Genomic DNA, 17,207 nt, shown 5'->3' with positions numbered 1-17,207 from the left:
ACAACGACCGGTCTTGAGAACGAAGACCGAGAAACCCATACAGAACGATGAAACCAGAGAACGTCGTCATCATCGGCTCCGGCCCCGCGGCCTGGACGGCTGCCATCTACGCGGCCCGGGCGAACCTCAACCCCCTCGTGTTCGAGGGCGCGGGGAGCCGCACCATGATCCCCGGCGGGCAGCTCATGTTCACCACCGACGTGGAGAACTACCCGGGCTTTCCCGACGGCGTGAGCGGCATCGACATGATGCTGGACTTCAAGAAGCAAGCGCTGCGCTTCGACACGCGCGTGTTCACCGAGGACATCGTCGAGGTCGACTTCTCAAGCCGGCCCTTCCGCCTGCGCTCATCCGGGAAGCAGGAGATCCTCGCGGAGACCGCGATCGTGGCCACCGGCGCCAACGCGCGCTGGCTGGGCGTGCCGGGCGAGGAACGGCTCGCCCAGAGCGGCGGCGGCGTGTCCGCGTGCGCCGTGTGCGATGGCGCCCTGCCCGCCTTTCGCGGCCAGGTCGTGGCTGTCGTCGGGGGTGGAGACAGCGCCATGGAGGAAGCGCTCTACATGACCAAGTTCGCCAGCGAGGTGCTCCTCATCCACCGCCGGGACGAGCTCCGCGCCTCGCAGATCATGCAGGAGCGGGCGTTCGCCAGCGACAGGATGCGCTTCCTGTGGAACACGACGGTGCAGGAGGTGCTGGGCGACGACGTGATCACCGGCCTGCGCCTGCGGGACACGGTAACGGGAGAGGTCTCGGAGGTCGAGGTGGGAGGGATGTTCGTGGCGATCGGCCACATCCCCAACACCCAGTTCCTGCGCGGTCAGATCGATCTCAAGGAGAACGGCTACGTGGACATGCCGATGGCGTGGCGCACGGAGACGAACGTCCCCGGCGTGTTCGCGGCGGGCGACGTCATGGACGACTACTACCGCCAGGCCGTCTCGGCGGCAGGCACGGGATGCATGGCCGCGCTGGACGCCGAGCGCTTCCTGGCCCACAGCGGCGGCGCCGGCTGATCACGGCGTTTCGGGCCGCGACGATCGGGCCCCGCGTCACCCATCGGGCATCCGCGTCGGAATGGGTTGGCGTCCGCTTCTCCGGTAGATCCTGAAGTCGCTGTCCAGGGTGAGGACCACGCTTCCCGGGCGCTGTTCAGACATTCGGACCAGGCACGCATCCGCCAGGGACATGGGCACGTCGTCGTACTTCTTCATCATCCGCGCGATGGCAGCGGCCTCGTCTGCGAGCCCGAACGACACATCGAGAACGCCTCGCTCCACCAGCGAGACCACCGCTTCCGGTGCTCCGGAGGCGAGACGGTAAGCGAGAAAGCACGCCTCGGCGATGACGGCTTCGCAGGTGAGGAACGGGGGTTCGACCCTGGCCCATTGTTCCCGCGCCCAGGGGTGATACCGATCCCGGGAGTTTAGAAAGGCGATCAGTGGGCCGGTATCGAGAAGGATCTCCGGATTCACCGGCCGAAGTCGCGCATATGGTCCGGATTCACCGAGAGGTCTTCGGGCCCGGAAAATGCGCCGACGATGTCGACCGCCCGCGACAGGGCCGAAACGCTCGGCGCGGCCTTCTCCCTCCGCAGGAATGCCTCAAGGGCCTCTCGAATCAGGGCAGACCTGCTGATGCCACGCCGGCGCGCGGCCTCGGAGACCTCCCGAGCCAGGTGGCTCGGCATCTTCATCGATACAGATCTCATCCTGGCCCGCCCTCCGCGGTGAGTATCACGCTTCTGGGTAACACCGTACTAACACACATAGTATTACAGGGACAGCGCGATGGGTCAAACCGACATCACTCGGCGGCGGTGACCCTCCCCAGCTCACCAGAAGATGATGTAGAGGACGGCCGCCCCCGCGATGACGCAGCCGGCCCAGAACCCGGCGCGCGGGGCCGGCGTCAGATCCACGCCCTCCGCGGCGCGCGGCAACCGGCGCGGCGCCGAGAGCGGCCGCGCGCGCGTCACGACCGCGATCCAGGCGGAAATCACCAGGAAAGTGATCGCCATGTGGTGCAGGAAGGCGACCTCCGGCAGGAGCCACAGGAGGAGCCCGTAGACCGGGACCCCGAGCACCATCCCCCCGAAGGCGGCGGCCGGCGGCGTGCGCGGCGCGAAGATGCCGAACAGGAACGCGGCCACGATCCCCGGCGAGATGAACCCCCAGAACATCTGGATGTACTCGAACACGCTCGGCGCCCGCGCCACGACCGGCGCCCACAGACAGGCGACGACCACCAGTACGCCCGTCGTCACGCGCCCTACGACCATCAGCCGCCGCGACGATGCCTCCGGCCGCAGGTGACGCTTGTAGAGGTCCACGCTGAAGATCGTCGCCGCCGAGTTGAGCATCGAGTCGAGCGAACTCATGACGGCCCCGAACAGCGCCGCGAACATGATGCCCGTGAGCCCGACCGGAAGCAGTTCGCGCATCATCACCGGGTAGGCCTGGTCCGGGTTCGTCACCTGATCGGCGAACAGTTCGGCCGCCATGATCCCCGGAAAGATGATGATGAACGGGATGAAGAGTTTGATGAAGCCCGCCAGGAAGAGCCCGCGCTGTCCGTCCGCCAGGCTGCGCGCCGCCAGCGTCCGCTGCGTGATGAACTGGTTCAGACCCCAGTAGAAGATGTTGGGGATCCACAGGCCGCCGATGAACACGGCCAGCCACGGCATCTCCGGATGGTTCAGAGGGAGCACGGTGTGGAGCTTGCCGTCGGCCGCCTCGAGGAAGGGCCCGATGCCGCCCATGGCGCGGAAGCCGAGCACGGTGACGAGCACGCCGCCGAGGAGGAGCGCGACTCCCTGGATGAGGTCCGACCACACCACCGCCTTGAGTCCGCCGTAGATCGTGTAGCCGCCCGCGAGGATCCCGATGAGCCAGATCCCCGTCCCCATGTCGAGGCCGAAGATCGACTCCAGCGCGAGCGCCCCCGAATACAGCACGGTCGCGAGGGCCACCAGCACATACGCCGCGAGGATGAAAGCCGCCATCAGGGTGCGCGTGCGAACGTCGTAGCGGAACTCGAGGTACTCGGGGATGGTGTAGATCCCCGCCGCGAGGAACCGGGGGAGGAAGAAGAGGGCGACGAGGACGAGGGTGACGGCCGCCATCCACTCGTAGCTCGCGATCGCGAGGCCGAGGTCGTAGCCCCGCCCCGCCATGCCGACGAAGTGCTCGGTGGAGATGTTGGACGCGATGAGCGAGAAGCCGATCAGCCACCACGGCGGATCGCCTGAGGCCAGAATCGCGGCAGAGAATCGTCTAACTACTTACAGGGCTGCACGATCTGCGTTTTCTGCCGTGCTACTGGACCTTGCTGGACCGAGCCGCGAAAGCGGGAAAACCGTAACTGATTGGCGAGAATCCAACCGGCCCCACCCATCGGGACATACGTTTTGGGCCGCGTTCTCCCTTGCTCCCCACTCGGGGGGGTCAGACGTTGATGCTCATCTCATGTTTCTCGGCTGGTGGGGGCAAGTTCATACCCGAAATCCCGGTATGAGCAGATGCGGTGTCGGCGAGATGCTGGCCGAGGTCGCGTCCCGTCACGGTGAGTCGATAGAGGTCCGCCGCCTCGAACGGTACCCGCACGACGTAGCCCAATCGAGTCGCCTGTTCAAGCGCGATGCGAGCCCGGCGCGGGTCGCTCGCAGCTGCCTCCTGCACCATGCCGAAGTTGAATCTGCGCCCGTCCCAGAAAGCATGCAGTACGCGCTTGGCTTCGTCGGTCACCATCCCCTCCCCATCCCCGTGGTCCCCTGACCGCCTCCGACCGGCAGTCTGAAGCGTCGCGCGAACGGGTTGGCTCCGTCCGCTCACGCCAAAGACCTGCTGACAGTATTGCTGGGACGCGACAAACGCCAGCGCCCTTTCCGGATGACCGGTACAGCTTTCCATGTGAAGGCTTGTTTCCGTCCCAAGTGCTCTACTTCGGCAGGTTGCCCAATCGAATCGCATCCGGCTGCCCCGCGCAGGTACGGCACCCGCATACGCCGCGCGGCCCTCGTGGCCGGTACGTTATCGTACAGGGACTAAGGCAACGATGCTGGAGCCCATCAGACGGGCCGACCTCGACATGAAGGCAACGGTGGATGCCGCCGGGGTCGCGAAACAGGACTCCGCGCTCCGGTAGGCGGTCGGGCAGGCCTTCCACAACACCTCGCAATTCACGCTCCGCGACCTCCGGGCGCGGGCCGGAAGGCAACAACCCAAGACCGAGCTTCGCTGATCTCGTCGGGCACCAGAGAGCCAGACGGATGTAGCAGGCACCATGCGCACCGCCGATTCGTCGTCGGTGCCCGGTCCAGCGGCCGGTTGTGGTCCGTCGGGCCACTGCTTTAGACTCGAATGGTGATCGTACGCATCGTGTGTCGGTAGCGGGTGAAAAAGTGACAGGTATGGCGGCCGAAAAAGTGACACATCGGTCGTTCCCGTAAGGCCGGGTGGAGCAGCCGCTCCGTCCGGGAACGCAGAACTTGGCGTCTTCCACTTCGAGAGGGAGGCGCCGGTGATCGGATGGGAGCGACGCGTGCTTTTGCGACACTACCTGGACGAAGGACTGACGGTGACGGAGATCTCCCGCGAACTGGGGATCAGCCGTCAGACGATCTATCGCTGGATCAACGAGGGGGAGCTGGACCGGGACCTCGAGGAGGTCCGCTACGGTCCGCGGCCCCCGGTGCCCACGAAGCTGGATCCGTACAAGGCGATCGTGCGGGAGCGGCTTGAGGAGTATCCGGAACTGACGGCGGTCCGGCTGCTGGCGGAGATCCGTGCAGCGGGATACCCCGGCGGCTACACGCAGCTCAGGGAGTACGTCCGGAAGGTCCGGCCCCGTGCTCCGGCCGACCCTCTCGTGCGGTTCGAGACGGACCCGGGAGTGCAGGGGCCAGGTGGACTTCGCCCACTTCCGCTTCCCGTGGGGCCGCCGCTACCTGCTTCTGGTCGTGCTCGGCTACTCGCGGCTGTTGTGGCTCCGGTTCTACCCGCGGCAGGACATGTCGACGCTGCTCAAGGGTCTGGAGGCGGCCTTCGGCTTCTTCGGAGGCGTGCCGCGGGAGCTCCTGTTCGACCAGATGAAGAGCGTGATCATCCGGGATCTGAGGGGCGAGGGCGGCCGCGTGACCGAGAACGCCGAGTTCCTCCGCTTCGCCGCACACTGGGGCTTCCGGCCCAGGGCCTGCCGGCCCTACCGGGCGAAGACGAAGGGGAAGGTCGAGCGCCCCATCGGCTACGTTCGCAAGAGCTTCACCTACGGTCGCAGCTTCGCCGGCGACGCGGACCTGAACGCGCAGGCCGAGTGGTGGCTCGGGAGGGAGTGTGCTGATTTCTGTGTAAATGGCCATGGAGTAGACTCTGGAAGCGGGAGGAGACCATGGCGAGGAAGAAGGATGCGACGGAGCGGGAGGTAGACGAGCTTCTCGACAGCCTGCTGGAGGGCCGCAGCCCGGAAGAGATCATGGGCGGAGGCGGTCTTCTGGAGGCGCTGACGAAGCGGGTGGTGGAGCGGGCGCTGGAGGGAGAGCTCACCGACCACCTGGGCTACGAGAAGCACGCGAGAGAGGGCCGCAACGGCGGCAACTCGCGCAACGGCCGTACGCGGAAGCGAGTGAAGACGGACACGTCGGAGTTCGAGATCGAGGTGCCTCGGGACCGTGATTCGACGTTCGACCCGAAGTTCGTCAGGAAGGGCCAGCGTCGGCTGGGCGGGTTCGACGAGAAGGTGATCGCGCTGTACGCGCGGGGCATGACGACGCGGGAGATCCAGGGTCACCTGAAGGAGCTGTACAAGGTGGAGGTCTCACCGTCGCTGATCTCGGCGGTGACCGACGCGGTCCTGGAGGACGTGAAGGCGTGGCAGGGCCGGCCGTTGGATACGGTGTACCCGATCGTGTATCTGGACGCGATCCACGTGAAGGTGCGTTCCCGGGGCCACGTCCGGACGCACGCGGTCTACCTTGCCCTGGCCCTGACGCTCGAGGGCAACAAGGAGCTGTTGGGGCTGTGGGTGGGCGAAGCGGAGGGGGCGAAGTTCTGGCTCTCGGTCCTCACCGAACTCAAGAACCGGGGGGTCGAGGACATCCTGATCGCAGCGATCGACGGCCTCAAGGGCTTTCCCGAGGCGATCGAGTCGGTGTTCCCGAAGACGCAGGTCCAGCTCTGCATCGTGCATCTGGTGCGCGGCTCGCTCCGGTTCGTCGCCTGGAAGGAGCGCAAGGCGGTCGCCAGGGACTTGCGGGCCATCTACAGGGCTCCGAGCCTGGAGGCGGCCGAGACGGCGCTGGAGGCCTTTTCTCAGCGCTGGGACGAGCGCTTCCCCATGATCAGCCGGAAGTGGCGGGCGAACTGGGCGAACCTGACCCCGTTCTTCGATTATCCGCCCGAGATCCGCAAGGTCATGTACACGACGAACGCGATCGAGGCCCTGAACGCGCAGCTCACGAAGGTGACGAGGAAGCGCGGCGCGTTCCCAACCCCGGAGGCGGTCAGGAAAGTGCTGTACCTTGCGATCGAGAGGGCGTCACAGCGCTGGACCCGGCCCGTTCAGGACTGGACCGGCGCCCTGAACCACCTGTCGATCGTGTTCGAGGGCCGAGTGCCCGTATGAGTGCGAGGGCCATTTACACAGAAAATCTGACAGTCCCCGTGGGATGCGTCAACCCGTCGGCGGCTCCGGGAGGTTGTCTTGTCGCTCCAACCGCCGCAGCCGCTTCACCACCACCGATGACCCGTGGCCCTGCTCCGTGACGCGCTCATCGACACGGGGCCGGGAGTCTACCGGACATCTTGCGGCAATCGCCTCACGGTGATGACCGGAACATCAAACTCGTCCGTGCCGAGGAAAGCTGCCAGACCGTCGGGACCAAAGGCGTCCGGCATTTCGCGCCTCCCGGCGGGGAAGGTTCCGACGTAGCGCCCGTCCGGTGCGAGCACGTCGATGGGACCCGGATCGCTTGCACCCGGCTCCGACGCGACCCGGTTCGGGTGAGGGCCTCGAGCCCCCGGCATGCGGTCCAGCAGCCCCTCGGCCCCGTACACCTGGAAGTTCCTTCGGATCTCGTAGAACTGCTGTCGGCTGTAGCCCACGATCCGGCACGCCTTGGAGACGTTGCCCAGTTCCTGAGCGAGTTCTAGCAGCGACAGCTTGCGCCGATCTATCTTCTCGGCCTGGACGGTGGTCATTCTTCTCTCCTCCGTGGTTGTCGAGTTGTTTAGAGCACTTCTCAACTAACCTCGTTGGAGGCCGGGTGGCCACCGTCCCTTTTTTCAGGGGCAGCTGTCAGGTGATTACCGTATCAGAACAGGCTGGCGCGACCGGATCGAGCGGACGGCCGAACGGGCGGACACGGCCCCGGCCTATTGGCTGCGGGCGCTGGAATCGAGCGAGCGGGCCGCACGGCGGGCCAAGACACGGAAGGCGGGACAGTGACGGAAGCGGAAGGCGGAAGCCGGGCGTTGGCGGCGTTGGGAAGGGCTCGCGGATCGCGACGGGGGGAAGCGGTGAGGGGGCGCACGGGGTGGCCGCTCGTTCTCATTGCGGTAGCGTCACTACTCCCCGGCCCAGTTGCCGCCCAAGCTTCCGACTTCGACCGCTTCCGCCTGGATACCGGCTGTGCGGTGGATTTCTTCGTCCACGCGCTGGACGTGGACGGGTTCAAAATGGAGGCAGGGGTCCAAGCTGAAACTGAAACCGCCGGCCGAAGCCGGTTGCGGGCCGCGAGAATCTATGACCCGAAAGCCCCCGACATTCTCAGCGTCGCCGTGGGCGGGGCGAAGATTGGGGGCGAAGTCCACTACGTCTTCAAGATGGAGCTTGCGAAGCGGTTTCATGACCGGCGGACGGGGACGAGCGGAACAGCCGTAACGTGGGCGGACGTGGCGAACGGCCGTTTTGAAGAGCTTCGTATGATGCTGGACCGCTTCTTGGACGAATACCTACGCGTCAATGAATGCGGGCAGTGACGGGCGGGAGACGCTGGACGTGCGCGGGCTGTCGATGCTCTACCCCGTGGCCGTCCCTCCGGACGTGCGACGGGCGCGCTGGTGCGACGGCGACGGCCACGAGCGGGAGGCGGACGTGTCCGGCCCCGAGGAAGCGGCGGCCGTGCTCACGGCGCACGGGCTCGAGACACGGCGGCGGGCGTGAGGCGTTTTGCACACGGGCGCGAGCTTCGGCCTCGCGGCGGATCCGCCTTGAAGCGCTCAGAGGCGCTCTAAGCGCTTCAAGGGCTCGGGGGCAGGGGGTATCCCCGAGCCTAGAAAACGCGAATCCAGCACGGTTCCGGCTGCGGAGCGCGATTCCGTGGCCTCCCCGGCCCCCGCAAAGGGGCGCGAAACGCTCCCTGCGGCCTCCGAAGGCTGAAACTCCCCCGGACTCGGGGGCCGCTCTGGAGGTTTTCCGCGGCGTCGAAAATCGGGCGAGCGCGGCCCGATGGTCCTCCTCCGCGACGGGCTTCCCCGAGGTGCTACCGCTCGTTCTCAGTCGGTCAGGATCGGCAGACCGTGAGCGCGTTCCAAGGAATGACACGCGGATGGTCGGCACTCACATGCAGGCGCATTGATCCCGCTGTGCCGCAGTCGATGCCGACCATGCCGACCGTCTCGTAGGCGGTTCCGGAGACGGACCGGGCCACAGACCGCTGGCCGTCGGCGAAGTGGCCGTTGCCGCCAGACAGCGTGAACGTCGCGGTGTAGCCGGCCGTGACCTGCCGGAAGTTGAAGTACTGGACGCACGTGGTGCTGCCGCAGGAGGACCCGTTAACGGAGTGGAGGCTGATCCGTCCGATATCGTCCTCGGTCACCACCACCCGGGCCTCCTTGTGGGTTCCGTCCCGGGCCGTGCCGTCGAGCACGATCTCGTAGACCTTGTCCGGATCGACGATGTTGTCGTCTCGACTCGCGACGGTGTTCCACAGATCAGCGTACGACGACGTGTTGTCCGTAACCCACGCGGATTCCGGGATGCAGCCGTTGTCGAGCCCCCTGAGCTTCAGCCAGTCCGGTGCCGTTACGCAGACCTCATCGGTGCCTGTACGATGAGCGCGCCACCTCCCGATCACGTGGCTGCCCTCCTCGACCGTCAGCCTGTCCGGTCCAGATCCGTAGGTCGCCCGTGCGCCGTCGTAGTCGTCGAAGCTGTGGAGGACCAGCCAGACCTCTTGTGTCGTCTGGGGAACTGTTGGGGGTGGCGGCGGCGTGACCGTCGTTCCCTCCGCATCGTCGAGACACTGGACGGCTGCGATGATCGGATCCCATCCATGCCATCCGCCTTTCTGGCCATGCGAATACCGCGCCTCCCGGAGCCCGTCGGCCGTGATGCCGGTGTCAGGCTTCGCGCCGTGGCGTGCCGGCCAGTGGGGCAGCGATCGACCGCTGGCTTCGGAGAACCGGATCAACGCGCGGTAGTACGCGACGGCGTAGTACCGTTTGCCCGTGTTGTTCAGGCCGAACACGGCCAATCGCCATACATCATTCGTGACGCACGATGCGTCTGCTGCGATCAACACGGCCGCCTCTCCGGGTGTCCGATTGGAGAGGCCAACAGGATCGGATTCTGGACCCCCACACCCCAACAGAAGTGCTAGGGCTACGGTGGCAAAGTTGCGAGTCATGTTTTACCGTCCCGTTCGGGGCGCCGTTCGGGGCGCCGTTCGGGGCGCCGTTCGGGGCGCCGTTCGGGGCGCCGTTCGGGGCGCCGTTCGGGGCGCCGTTCGGGTAAGATACCAACAGACACAAGCTTGTCAATAGCGGCCCCGCCTCTCCGCTCGGTGAATCAGGAATCCGAGGTGGCCCCGAAACCCGCTCTAAGGTCTCCGAACGGCGAGACTCCCCCCGGACTCGGGGGCCGCCCAGAGTTTTCGGCGGCAGACTGATCGGGCGTGGGATGCGATCCTCTTCGAGCTTGAGGCGGCCGACCCCGGCGCGATCCTGTTACCGGGGCGGCGATTGCGTCGCGGTGATCGAGCGCAAGGCGTTGACCCGTGACGCGCTGGCGGACGCGAGCGCGGCGGGCATCGTCGCCCATGACGGGCCGGAACTATTCCAAGTGATCCACGGAACCGGCGACCACAGGAATCGCTTGGAACCATACGAGTTTCCGGGATCGGTGCCGAGTTTGGGTCCTCTCCCGCGCTCCGGACGGCTTCCGGGACCCGTGAAACACCTATGGCGTGCATCAACGGGGGGTGGCCGTGGAACTGGAAGCCCCGTTCGAGGGGCTCACGCTGGAAGACCCCGAGGGCGGGGCGGTGATCCTTCCCCGCGACGGCTTCCCGGCGCTCGATTCGGACTCCCTGGCCCCCGCCCTTCCGCTCGGTGAGCGAGGAATCCGAGGCGGCGTGCAAGACTCTGGCACACGTGACAAGCCCCGGCGGGCATCGGGCCGACCATGCCCCCGGCGACGTGCTCCCGGCCTTGGCGTGGGTTGTGGGCCGCGACCTTGCCGAACGGCTGGCTGATCCCGGGGGCTGGGGCGCGATGGCCGCTCCGGACGGGGGGCAGTGGCGCGCATGGTCGCCCGGCCCTGGAATCGTGCTCGCGCACGTCCGGCCGGAAGGGGGCAGCATGGTCGCAGTGTCGCCGTCCCAGCGGACGGCTTCGGCGTCGTTCTCCGGCACGCCCTCCCCCGTTGTCATACATGACCCCGAGGTTGTACTGAGCATCGGCGTCGCCCTGTTCGGCGGCGGAGATCAGCGATGCCGAGGCTATCCGGGGTAATTTCGTGGACGAGCGGCGTGTCTTCCTGCTGCGCATATGCCGGCGCGACCGCAGGAGTGACCAAGAACATCGCGAATCGCCGAGATCGCCGCAGCCGTTGCGGGAGACACGATCAGTTGGAGTCTGCCTTCCATGCCGAGCCTCCAATTTCCACCCACCATCCGCCGCGCCTCCCCCGTCCAGCACCGCCAGCGTGGCGCCCCGGCGTCGAATGCGATCCATCCGCTGGCGAGTCGAATAGACGCCGAATCTCCGGCGTCCGGAGAGGGTCAGTCATGACCACCGCGCTCCCGGCCCGCTGGGCGATGAAACGAAGAGTCGAGGCTCATCGCTCGAACCCGCCGCCGCGCTCGGGGCCTCTGGGCCGGCGAGGCCGGGGAATGGGGATGATGATGCTCTGGCCGCTCTCCCGCTCCCTCGTCTCTTGGCGCTCCCTCATCCTTTCCCGCACTGCCCATGCGCGCCGCTCCGCGTCCACCAACCCCCTTCGATAGGACTCGCGCACACCGCGCTCGAGCTCCCGGGCGCGCCCGCCGTGTTCCTTGCCCAGCGCGGCGCGATCTTCCCGATGATTCCGGGCGAGATCCTCGCGCCAGCCCTCGACCAGATCCTCCCGGCCCCGGACCGCGCCGGTGCGCGACGATCAGCGCCTCGTGGCCCTCCAGCCCCAGCGCCTCCAGACTCCCGTCCACCGCGCGGCTCATCTCATGCTTGTCCGGCGTCTCGTCCTGCGCCCAACTGAGCGAGTAGTGCAGCACCGGCTTCGCCAGCTTCCGCCCGCCTCGCGCCGCGCCCGCCAGCCGTTTGAGGTCGGGGGCCGCCTTCGCGGTCGCGGCCATCAGCCGCGCGGCCCGCTCCGGCCGAAACGTCGCGAGGTTGCGGGTGTCGGCCCACGCGACCCGCTCCGGGTCTCCGGACTCCGGTCGTCCGGCGTCGGGGAATCGTGCAGGCAGTACGCCGCGGCACCGGCGAACGAGCGCCCCAGACTGTTGATCTTCGGGATCATCGGTCCAGCGCCTCCCCGCTCAGGAGATCGGCCGCAAGCTCGCCCACCCGCTCGATCGCCTCCAGAGTCCCCGGCGGCGCAGAAACCCCGGAGTTCAGGGCGCGGGCGATCTGGTTGAGATTGACGCCGATCCGGTGGAGTTCGACCCGCTCCCGAGCGCCGAGACGGTGAACGGCCGCCTCGCGAACCGGCTGCCCCAGCGCCCTGCGGCGCATATAGCCGCCCTTCGTCATGCGGGCCGCCCCGGCCCGCTCGGCGATCTCGGCGGCTTCCGCGGTCGTGACGCGCACGCCGATCGTGCGGGTCCTGCGTTCGGCCTCGGGCTTCCGGGGACGAGCCATGTCGGGCGACCTCCTCTGGTGGCGGGCGGAATGTCGTTCGGGGGACCGGGGGCATCCCCCGGCCAGAGGTTTTCGTGAAGCGAAAACACATCTGGCTCCCCGGTAACCCGCAGAAACAAACGGCCCCGTCGCGCACCCGCGCGAAAGCGCACCGGGCCGCCAACTCTGGACGACGCGCCCGAGCGGCGCGAGGTTTCAATGGCGCAGATCGTGCAGTCCATCGAGAGAGGAATCGAACGATGGCACGCACGAAACGAAGCCGGCGCTCCTACAGCGCCGGAGAATGGGGCCGGAACCGGGTCCGGGTGTTTCCTGATCCGAAAACCGGCCTCTTCCAGATCGAGTGGCGCGAGAACGGGCGCAGGCTCACGAGGTCCTTGGGTCACCGTGACTGGACCCGAGCCAAACGGCAGGCGGACGAGTTCGCCGCCGGGTTCGCAAGCCCGGACCTGAACGGCGAGGCGGAAGCCGCACCCGCGCCGCTCACGCTGGAAAAGCTCTTTGACATCTACGGTGAGGAGGTGACGCCCTCCAAGACGAAGCGGGTCCGGCACCGGGACAGAGTCGGGACGAGGATGTTCCTCGACTTCCTCGGGCGGGACCGAAGGCCCGAGACCCTGTCGCAGCGCGATTGGGACCGCTTCATCCGGGAGCGCCGGGCGGGTAGGATCGGACCTAGCGGGAAGCCCGTGTCCAACCGGACCATCGAGTTGGACCTGCGGTTCCTCATCGCGGTCCTCAACTGGGCAACGAAGTCCAGAGACGAGGAGGGGAGACTCCTTCTCGTCTCGAATCCGCTGAGGGGACTTAGGACGCCCAAGGAGAAGAACCCCTCCCGGGTCGTCCTCTCCGAGGAGGAGTACCACGCGATGCTCGGAGTGTCGCGGCAGGTCGATTGGCGGTTTCACGTCGCGTTCGTGCTCGCCCACGAGACGGGGCACCGAATCGGGGCCATCCGCAACCTTCGTTGGGGGGACATCGACTTCGAGGGTCGCGAGGTGCGCTGGCGCGCCGAGCACGAGAAGACCGGCTACGAGCACGTCACGCCGATGACGGACGAGGCGGTCGCGACCTTGGAAAAGGCGCGCGGGAGCGGTGCCGGGACCGGTAATGCCCCGGTGCTGCCCTCGTCGAGGGACGCCACGCGCGGCGTGCAGCGCGCTTCCGTCTTTCAGTGGTGGAGGAAGGCCGAGACGCTCGCGGGGCTGGAGCCGAAGCCGCGGCGGGGCTGGCACTCGCTGAGGCGGAAGTTCGCATCGGACCTTATGGACTTGCCGCTCAAGGTACTCTGCGAGCTTGGCGGCTGGCGGGATGCCCAGACGGTGCTCAGGTGCTACCAGAGGCCGGACGCTGGACAACTCAGGACGGCACTGGAAGGCCGCCGGGGGGGGTCGCGGCTGAACCCCAACCGGCGGGAATAACTCGACGGGAACCCGCCCCACGAAACTCCTAAGTTCATCGGGTGCAAACAGTTGTAAATTCGATGCACCTTGTCACCACGGCAGGTTGCGCCCGGCGAGGAAGTACCCGGCCGCGTCGCGCCGCCCGCGCGACGCATACAGCGACACGCCAACCACGAGGAGGAGGAACCCCGCGAACGCCGCGACGTCAAGCGGCTGAAAGGTCATTTGCGCGACTCCAGGTGGTGGTCTCGGCGGGATGACCTACAACGGACGCCAAGCGGCTAACGGTCAGCCTCCCGGGTGCGCGAAGGGATTAACTGTCTTCACGCCGAGGCGCTCGAAGTCGCGGACGTTGCGAGTCGCTACCGTCAAGCCGTGTACGATGGCAACAGCGCCGATCATGGCATCCTGGAGCAGCGTGTTCGACTGCCCGTGCATCGGTCGAGCCCACTCCCGGAAGGCGGCCGCATCTACCGGCAGTACGTCGTACGTCTCAAGGACCAGGCCGAGCCACGCCTCCAGTTCTTCGGCCTTCACCGGATCCCGCCCGCGCGAAGTCTCGATCCCGGCCTGGATCTCACCAATGGTCACGGCGGAAAGACAGAAATGAGCGTCGGGTATCTCTTGAAACCATGCGAGAACCCCGCTGTGCGGATTCGGGCGTCTCAGTTCCGAGACGACGTTGGTATCGAGAAGGAACACTCTCTTAATCGAAGCGCGGCGGCGCCCGCTGCGGGAGCTCGTGGCGGGGCGGAACAAGCGTGTCCGTCCGGGCCTCGGGCGCAAGCAGCAACTCCTTCAGCGTTGGTCTGGCCATCTTCTCCAGTCGGCGCCAGTGGTCGATGGGCACAAGAACTGCGGCCTCGACGCCGCGTTTCGTGACAACTTGAGGCCCCTGCGTCAACGCGGTCTCAAGGAGGGCGCTGAAGCGTGCCTTCGCCTCTTGAACCTGCCAGGTGTTGCTCATTCTTCTCTCCGGACCCCTAGTCTGACTAGGCATCAGACTAGTCATGCGTGAACGCGAGGGCAAGACTCCCAGGCGTTACTCTCGGAGGGCGTCGCGAAGTGCCTGCTTCGCTTCGTCGTGTCGGTTCGCCGGGACGCGCAGGATCTTCGCGGCGGCCGTCGGGCCCCAGGACACCGGCGCGAACTCGCCCTCGACCTTGAAGGGGATATCGTGCGCCTCGAGGGCGAGCCTCGCGGCAAGGAATTCACTCTCGTCCCAGGCCGCAAACACGCGCACCAGATCCCCGCTCCGGGTCCTGCTCATGCAGGTTTCTCCTCGACCTCGGCGGTCCAGCTGACCTTGATCGCGCCCTCCAGCGAACGGGCGGTGGGGCACTTCGGGCCGTGGCTGGCGAGCGCCCGGTCCACCGTCTCCCGTGCCTCGGCAGGCACGCGGAGCCGGTAGTGGACGATGATCTCCTCCAGCAGCGGCATGCGGTCGCGGAGGCGCGTGATGCCCTCCGCTTCGGCGCTGATGTCTTCGGGGTCCAGGCGGATGCCGCGCACTTCCAGTGCGCCGTTTAGCGTGCCCAGCATTCAGGCGCCGGTCGCGGCCACCTGGTAGTCCACGGGAAGCGGGAGGTTCTTCGCGTCGATCCGATAGTGCGACTTGATGGGTCCGTGGACGCCGAACTCCAGTTCGGTTCCGTCCTCGAGATGGCCCCGGCGGTGGACGCCCTCGACCTTTTCCAACCGCGCGCGGGCCGTGTAGAACGAATCGGATACGGTGTCGGTGACCGTGTCTGGCACAGGGGCCTCCTTTGCGGGCGCTCCCTGCCCCGTCGCATCTTCGTGCGGCAAGGCCGGGTGCTAAACGAACCCAACGATCGAGAGCCGCCAGCATGACGTCAACCCGTTCCCCCGCACCGTTGCGCGCTGCCGCGGCGCTGATTCTGCTGGCGGGCGGGATCACGGCATGCGACCCGGGGTCGGCCGACACGCCGGAGTCGCCCCCAACCAGCGACCTCTCGGCGCTCGGCGACCGCTTCTGGGATGGCTACCTCTCCTGGAACCCGCTGCAGGCGACCTACCTGGGAGAGCACCGCCTCGACGATCGAGTGCGGGATATCTCGTCTTCCGGACGCAACAATCGCCGCCGCGAGGTGCGCGCTCTCATGGACGCGCTCGCCGCCATCGACTTCGCCTCGCTACCGCCCGCGGACCGGCTGACGTACCTCGCGCTCGACCATCAGCTTTCAGCCGAAGTGGCGGAGCAACTGTGCGACCTCGAGGTGTGGGTCGTGGATCACCGCGAGGGCTTCCAGCTCGACTTCCTCAACGTGGTGGGCGCCCAGCCGCTCGAGACGCCGGTCGACGGCGAGCGCATGATCCGGCGCTGGAACGCGTACGCGGACTACATCGACGACTACATCTCGAACCTGCGAACGGGACTGGAGACGGGCCGCGTGGCTGCGCGTGCTTCCGTGAACCTGACGATCGTGCAGCTCGACGCCCTCCTCGAACGACCGGTGCAGGAGTGGCCGATCTACGCCCCGGCGGGGACGCGACTCGATGCCTGGCCCGAGGGGACGCGCCACGACTTTCGGGCGGGGATCCGGGAAGCCGCCACGGAGCGAATCCGTCCCGCCTACGCGAGACTCCGGGACTTCCTGCGCGACGAACTCTATCCGCATTCGCGCACGGGGCCGGAAATCGGGCTCTCCAGCCTGCCGGGGGGCAGCGCCTGCTACGAGGCGATGATCCGCAACCTCACGACGCTCGATCTCACACCCGCGGAGATCCATGAGCAGGGCCTGGCGGAGCTGGCGAGGATCCACGACGAACTCGGCGCGCTGGGGGGCGAAGTCCTGGGCACCTCCGACCTGAAAGAGATTCAGGAGCGGCTGCGGTCGGACCCGGAGATGTACTTCCGGTGGCCGGGAGAGCTCGTGCAGCTGGCCGAGGAGGCCTACGCGCGGGCCGCGCTCGTGATGCCCAACTGGTTCGGTACGCCGCCGATGTCGGAGATGGTGATCCGGCCCATTCCGCTGTACGAGGCACCGCAGAGCGTGCTCGCCTACTACCGGGAGCCGGCACCGGATGGATCGCGCCCGGGGACGTACTACGTGAACACGTACCGGCCCGATATCCGGCCCCGCTACCAGGCTGATGTCCTGAGCTTCCACGAGGCGATCCCGGGGCATCACCTCCAGACGGCGATCGCCCAGGAGGTCGAGGGGCTCCCGGAGTTCCGCAAGCACCTCGGCTCCGTCGCGTTCGTCGAGGGCTGGGCGCTGTACGCGGAAAGGCTCGCCGACGAGATGGGCCTCTACACGGACGACTTGAGCCGCATCGGGCTCGCCTCGTACGACGCGTGGCGCGCGAGCCGGCTCGTCGTCGACACGGGGATCCACGCCTTCGGATGGACGCGCGAGGAGGCGATCGACTTCCTGCGCGAGAACACGCTTCTCGCCGAGGTCAACATCGAGAACGAGGTGGACCGCTACATCACGTCACCGGCCCAGGCGCTCACCTACAAGCTCGGGCAACTCGAGATCTCGCGGCTGCGATCGAAGGCGGAGACCAGGCTCGGGGAGGCGTTCTCCATCGCGGAGTTCCACGACCGGGTGCTGGAGAACGGCGCGCTCAGCCTTCCGGCGCTCAACGTCGCGATCGAGAGCTGGCTCGCGGAGTCCGACGGCCAGTAGTCCGTGCGGTTGGCGCCTTGATGGAGCGTTGATCCGGCGCCGCACCTTCAGGGCATGTGTTCCCCCGGCAAGATCTC

Annotated in this window: 21 protein-coding genes and 2 pseudogenes; 8 read left to right on the top strand and 15 right to left on the bottom strand. The window is 67.1% G+C overall.

Annotated elements, in window-relative coordinates; translation table 11 throughout:
* Window positions 1-47: 47 nt before the first annotated feature.
* Window positions 48-1,013: a thioredoxin-disulfide reductase gene (gene trxB / locus ACOOGH_RS03970; RefSeq protein ID WP_420447679.1), complete on the top strand. Its 966-nt coding sequence runs from the start codon at window positions 48-50 to the stop codon at window positions 1,011-1,013.
* 36 nt (window positions 1,014-1,049) lie between these two features.
* Here trxB and ACOOGH_RS03965 read toward each other — a convergent pair whose 3' ends face one another.
* The 4 genes from ACOOGH_RS03965 to ACOOGH_RS03950 all read right to left on the bottom strand — a co-directional run bounded on the left by ACOOGH_RS03965 (window position 1,050) and on the right by ACOOGH_RS03950 (window position 3,746).
* A complete protein-coding gene (locus ACOOGH_RS03965; RefSeq protein WP_420447678.1) occupies window positions 1,050-1,472 on the bottom strand; it encodes a type II toxin-antitoxin system VapC family toxin in 423 nt (140 codons plus the stop codon).
* The gene (locus ACOOGH_RS03960) at window positions 1,469-1,693 is read right to left on the bottom strand and encodes a CopG family transcriptional regulator (protein WP_420447677.1); all 225 of its coding nucleotides are present in this window, start codon (window positions 1,691-1,693) and stop codon (window positions 1,469-1,471) included. The genes ACOOGH_RS03965 and ACOOGH_RS03960 overlap by 4 nt, the downstream gene beginning before the upstream one ends.
* 138 nt (window positions 1,694-1,831) lie before the next feature.
* Window positions 1,832-3,253, bottom strand: coding sequence for an SLC5 family protein (locus ACOOGH_RS03955; RefSeq protein WP_420450057.1), 1,422 nt, complete (start codon window positions 3,251-3,253; stop codon window positions 1,832-1,834).
* 190 nt (window positions 3,254-3,443) lie between these two features.
* Complete coding sequence (locus ACOOGH_RS03950) at window positions 3,444-3,746, bottom strand: hypothetical protein (RefSeq protein WP_420447676.1); 303 nt, start codon at window positions 3,744-3,746, stop codon at window positions 3,444-3,446.
* Between the two features lie 772 nt (window positions 3,747-4,518).
* On the opposite strand from ACOOGH_RS03950, the pseudogene ACOOGH_RS03945 reads away from it, so the two are divergent.
* The 3 genes and pseudogenes from ACOOGH_RS03945 to ACOOGH_RS03935 all read left to right on the top strand — a co-directional run.
* Window positions 4,519-4,656 (top strand): annotated as a pseudogene (locus ACOOGH_RS03945) (helix-turn-helix domain-containing protein); the annotation flags it as partial.
* Window positions 4,657-4,903: 247 nt separating this feature from the next.
* Window positions 4,904-5,422: a DDE-type integrase/transposase/recombinase gene (locus tag ACOOGH_RS03940; RefSeq protein WP_420447675.1), complete on the top strand. Its 519-nt coding sequence runs from the start codon at window positions 4,904-4,906 to the stop codon at window positions 5,420-5,422.
* A complete protein-coding gene (locus tag ACOOGH_RS03935) occupies window positions 5,386-6,618 on the top strand; it encodes an IS256 family transposase (RefSeq protein ID WP_420438216.1) in 1,233 nt (410 codons plus the stop codon). The genes ACOOGH_RS03940 and ACOOGH_RS03935 overlap by 37 nt, the downstream gene beginning before the upstream one ends.
* Window positions 6,619-6,974: 356 nt before the next feature.
* On the opposite strand, the pseudogene ACOOGH_RS03930 reads toward ACOOGH_RS03935, so the two are convergent.
* Window positions 6,975-7,193 (bottom strand): annotated as a pseudogene (locus ACOOGH_RS03930) (helix-turn-helix domain-containing protein); the annotation flags it as partial.
* A gap of 318 nt (window positions 7,194-7,511) precedes the next feature.
* On the opposite strand from ACOOGH_RS03930, the gene ACOOGH_RS03925 reads away from it, so the two are divergent.
* Both ACOOGH_RS03925 and ACOOGH_RS03920 read left to right on the top strand, forming a co-directional pair.
* Window positions 7,512-7,973, top strand: coding sequence for a hypothetical protein (locus ACOOGH_RS03925; RefSeq protein ID WP_420447674.1), 462 nt, complete (start codon window positions 7,512-7,514; stop codon window positions 7,971-7,973).
* Complete coding sequence (locus tag ACOOGH_RS03920) at window positions 7,957-8,157, top strand: hypothetical protein (protein WP_420447673.1); 201 nt, start codon at window positions 7,957-7,959, stop codon at window positions 8,155-8,157. Before ACOOGH_RS03925 ends, ACOOGH_RS03920 begins: the two co-directional genes overlap by 17 nt.
* Before the next feature lie 340 nt (window positions 8,158-8,497).
* Here the strand turns inward: ACOOGH_RS03920 and ACOOGH_RS03915 are convergent, their stop codons facing one another.
* From ACOOGH_RS03915 to ACOOGH_RS03900, 4 genes are all read right to left on the bottom strand, one after another.
* Window positions 8,498-9,463: a hypothetical protein gene (locus tag ACOOGH_RS03915; RefSeq protein WP_420447672.1), complete on the bottom strand. Its 966-nt coding sequence runs from the start codon at window positions 9,461-9,463 to the stop codon at window positions 8,498-8,500.
* Window positions 9,464-10,996: 1,533 nt separating this feature from the next.
* The gene (locus ACOOGH_RS03910; protein WP_420447671.1) at window positions 10,997-11,566 is read right to left on the bottom strand and encodes a relaxase/mobilization nuclease domain-containing protein; all 570 of its coding nucleotides are present in this window, start codon (window positions 11,564-11,566) and stop codon (window positions 10,997-10,999) included.
* Window positions 11,566-11,733, bottom strand: coding sequence for a hypothetical protein (locus ACOOGH_RS03905; protein ID WP_420447670.1), 168 nt, complete (start codon window positions 11,731-11,733; stop codon window positions 11,566-11,568). Before ACOOGH_RS03905 ends, ACOOGH_RS03910 begins: the two co-directional genes overlap by 1 nt.
* Window positions 11,730-12,074: a plasmid mobilization protein gene (locus tag ACOOGH_RS03900; RefSeq protein ID WP_420447669.1), complete on the bottom strand. Its 345-nt coding sequence runs from the start codon at window positions 12,072-12,074 to the stop codon at window positions 11,730-11,732. Before ACOOGH_RS03900 ends, ACOOGH_RS03905 begins: the two co-directional genes overlap by 4 nt.
* A gap of 239 nt (window positions 12,075-12,313) precedes the next feature.
* Here ACOOGH_RS03900 and ACOOGH_RS03895 point away from each other — a divergent pair, with 239 nt between their 5' ends.
* Window positions 12,314-13,495 carry a tyrosine-type recombinase/integrase gene (locus tag ACOOGH_RS03895; protein WP_420447668.1) on the top strand — a complete coding sequence of 394 codons (1,182 nt, stop codon included), beginning with the start codon at window positions 12,314-12,316 and terminating at the stop codon, window positions 13,493-13,495.
* Window positions 13,496-13,567: 72 nt separating this feature from the next.
* Here the strand turns inward: ACOOGH_RS03895 and ACOOGH_RS03890 are convergent, their stop codons facing one another.
* The 6 genes from ACOOGH_RS03890 to ACOOGH_RS03865 all read right to left on the bottom strand — a co-directional run bounded on the left by ACOOGH_RS03890 (window position 13,568) and on the right by ACOOGH_RS03865 (window position 15,232).
* Entirely contained in the window at window positions 13,568-13,702 is a 135-nt protein-coding gene (locus ACOOGH_RS03890) for a hypothetical protein (RefSeq protein WP_420447667.1), read from the bottom strand.
* A gap of 63 nt (window positions 13,703-13,765) precedes the next feature.
* A complete protein-coding gene (locus ACOOGH_RS03885; protein ID WP_420447666.1) occupies window positions 13,766-14,179 on the bottom strand; it encodes a type II toxin-antitoxin system VapC family toxin in 414 nt (137 codons plus the stop codon).
* Between the two features lie 4 nt (window positions 14,180-14,183).
* On the bottom strand, window positions 14,184-14,444 hold the full coding sequence (locus tag ACOOGH_RS03880; protein WP_420447665.1) for a type II toxin-antitoxin system Phd/YefM family antitoxin: 261 nt from the start codon (window positions 14,442-14,444) through the stop codon (window positions 14,184-14,186).
* A gap of 75 nt (window positions 14,445-14,519) precedes the next feature.
* Entirely contained in the window at window positions 14,520-14,747 is a 228-nt protein-coding gene (locus tag ACOOGH_RS03875; RefSeq protein WP_420447664.1) for a hypothetical protein, read from the bottom strand.
* Window positions 14,744-15,019 carry a hypothetical protein gene (locus ACOOGH_RS03870; protein ID WP_420447663.1) on the bottom strand — a complete coding sequence of 92 codons (276 nt, stop codon included), beginning with the start codon at window positions 15,017-15,019 and terminating at the stop codon, window positions 14,744-14,746. The genes ACOOGH_RS03875 and ACOOGH_RS03870 overlap by 4 nt, the downstream gene beginning before the upstream one ends.
* Window positions 15,020-15,232, bottom strand: coding sequence for a hypothetical protein (locus tag ACOOGH_RS03865; protein WP_420447662.1), 213 nt, complete (start codon window positions 15,230-15,232; stop codon window positions 15,020-15,022).
* A 92-nt stretch (window positions 15,233-15,324) separates the two neighbouring features.
* Here ACOOGH_RS03865 and ACOOGH_RS03860 point away from each other — a divergent pair, with 92 nt between their 5' ends.
* Window positions 15,325-17,130 carry a DUF885 domain-containing protein gene (locus ACOOGH_RS03860; RefSeq protein ID WP_420447661.1) on the top strand — a complete coding sequence of 602 codons (1,806 nt, stop codon included), beginning with the start codon at window positions 15,325-15,327 and terminating at the stop codon, window positions 17,128-17,130.
* The last annotated feature ends 77 nt before the right edge of the window (window positions 17,131-17,207 follow it).

The sequence above is a fragment of the Candidatus Palauibacter sp. genome, assembly GCF_965213655.1.
Taxonomy (GTDB): Bacteria; Gemmatimonadota; Gemmatimonadetes; order Palauibacterales; family Palauibacteraceae; genus Palauibacter.
The sequence above is the reverse complement of the archived record's forward strand: the minus strand, read 5'-3'. Positions and strand labels throughout refer to the sequence as shown.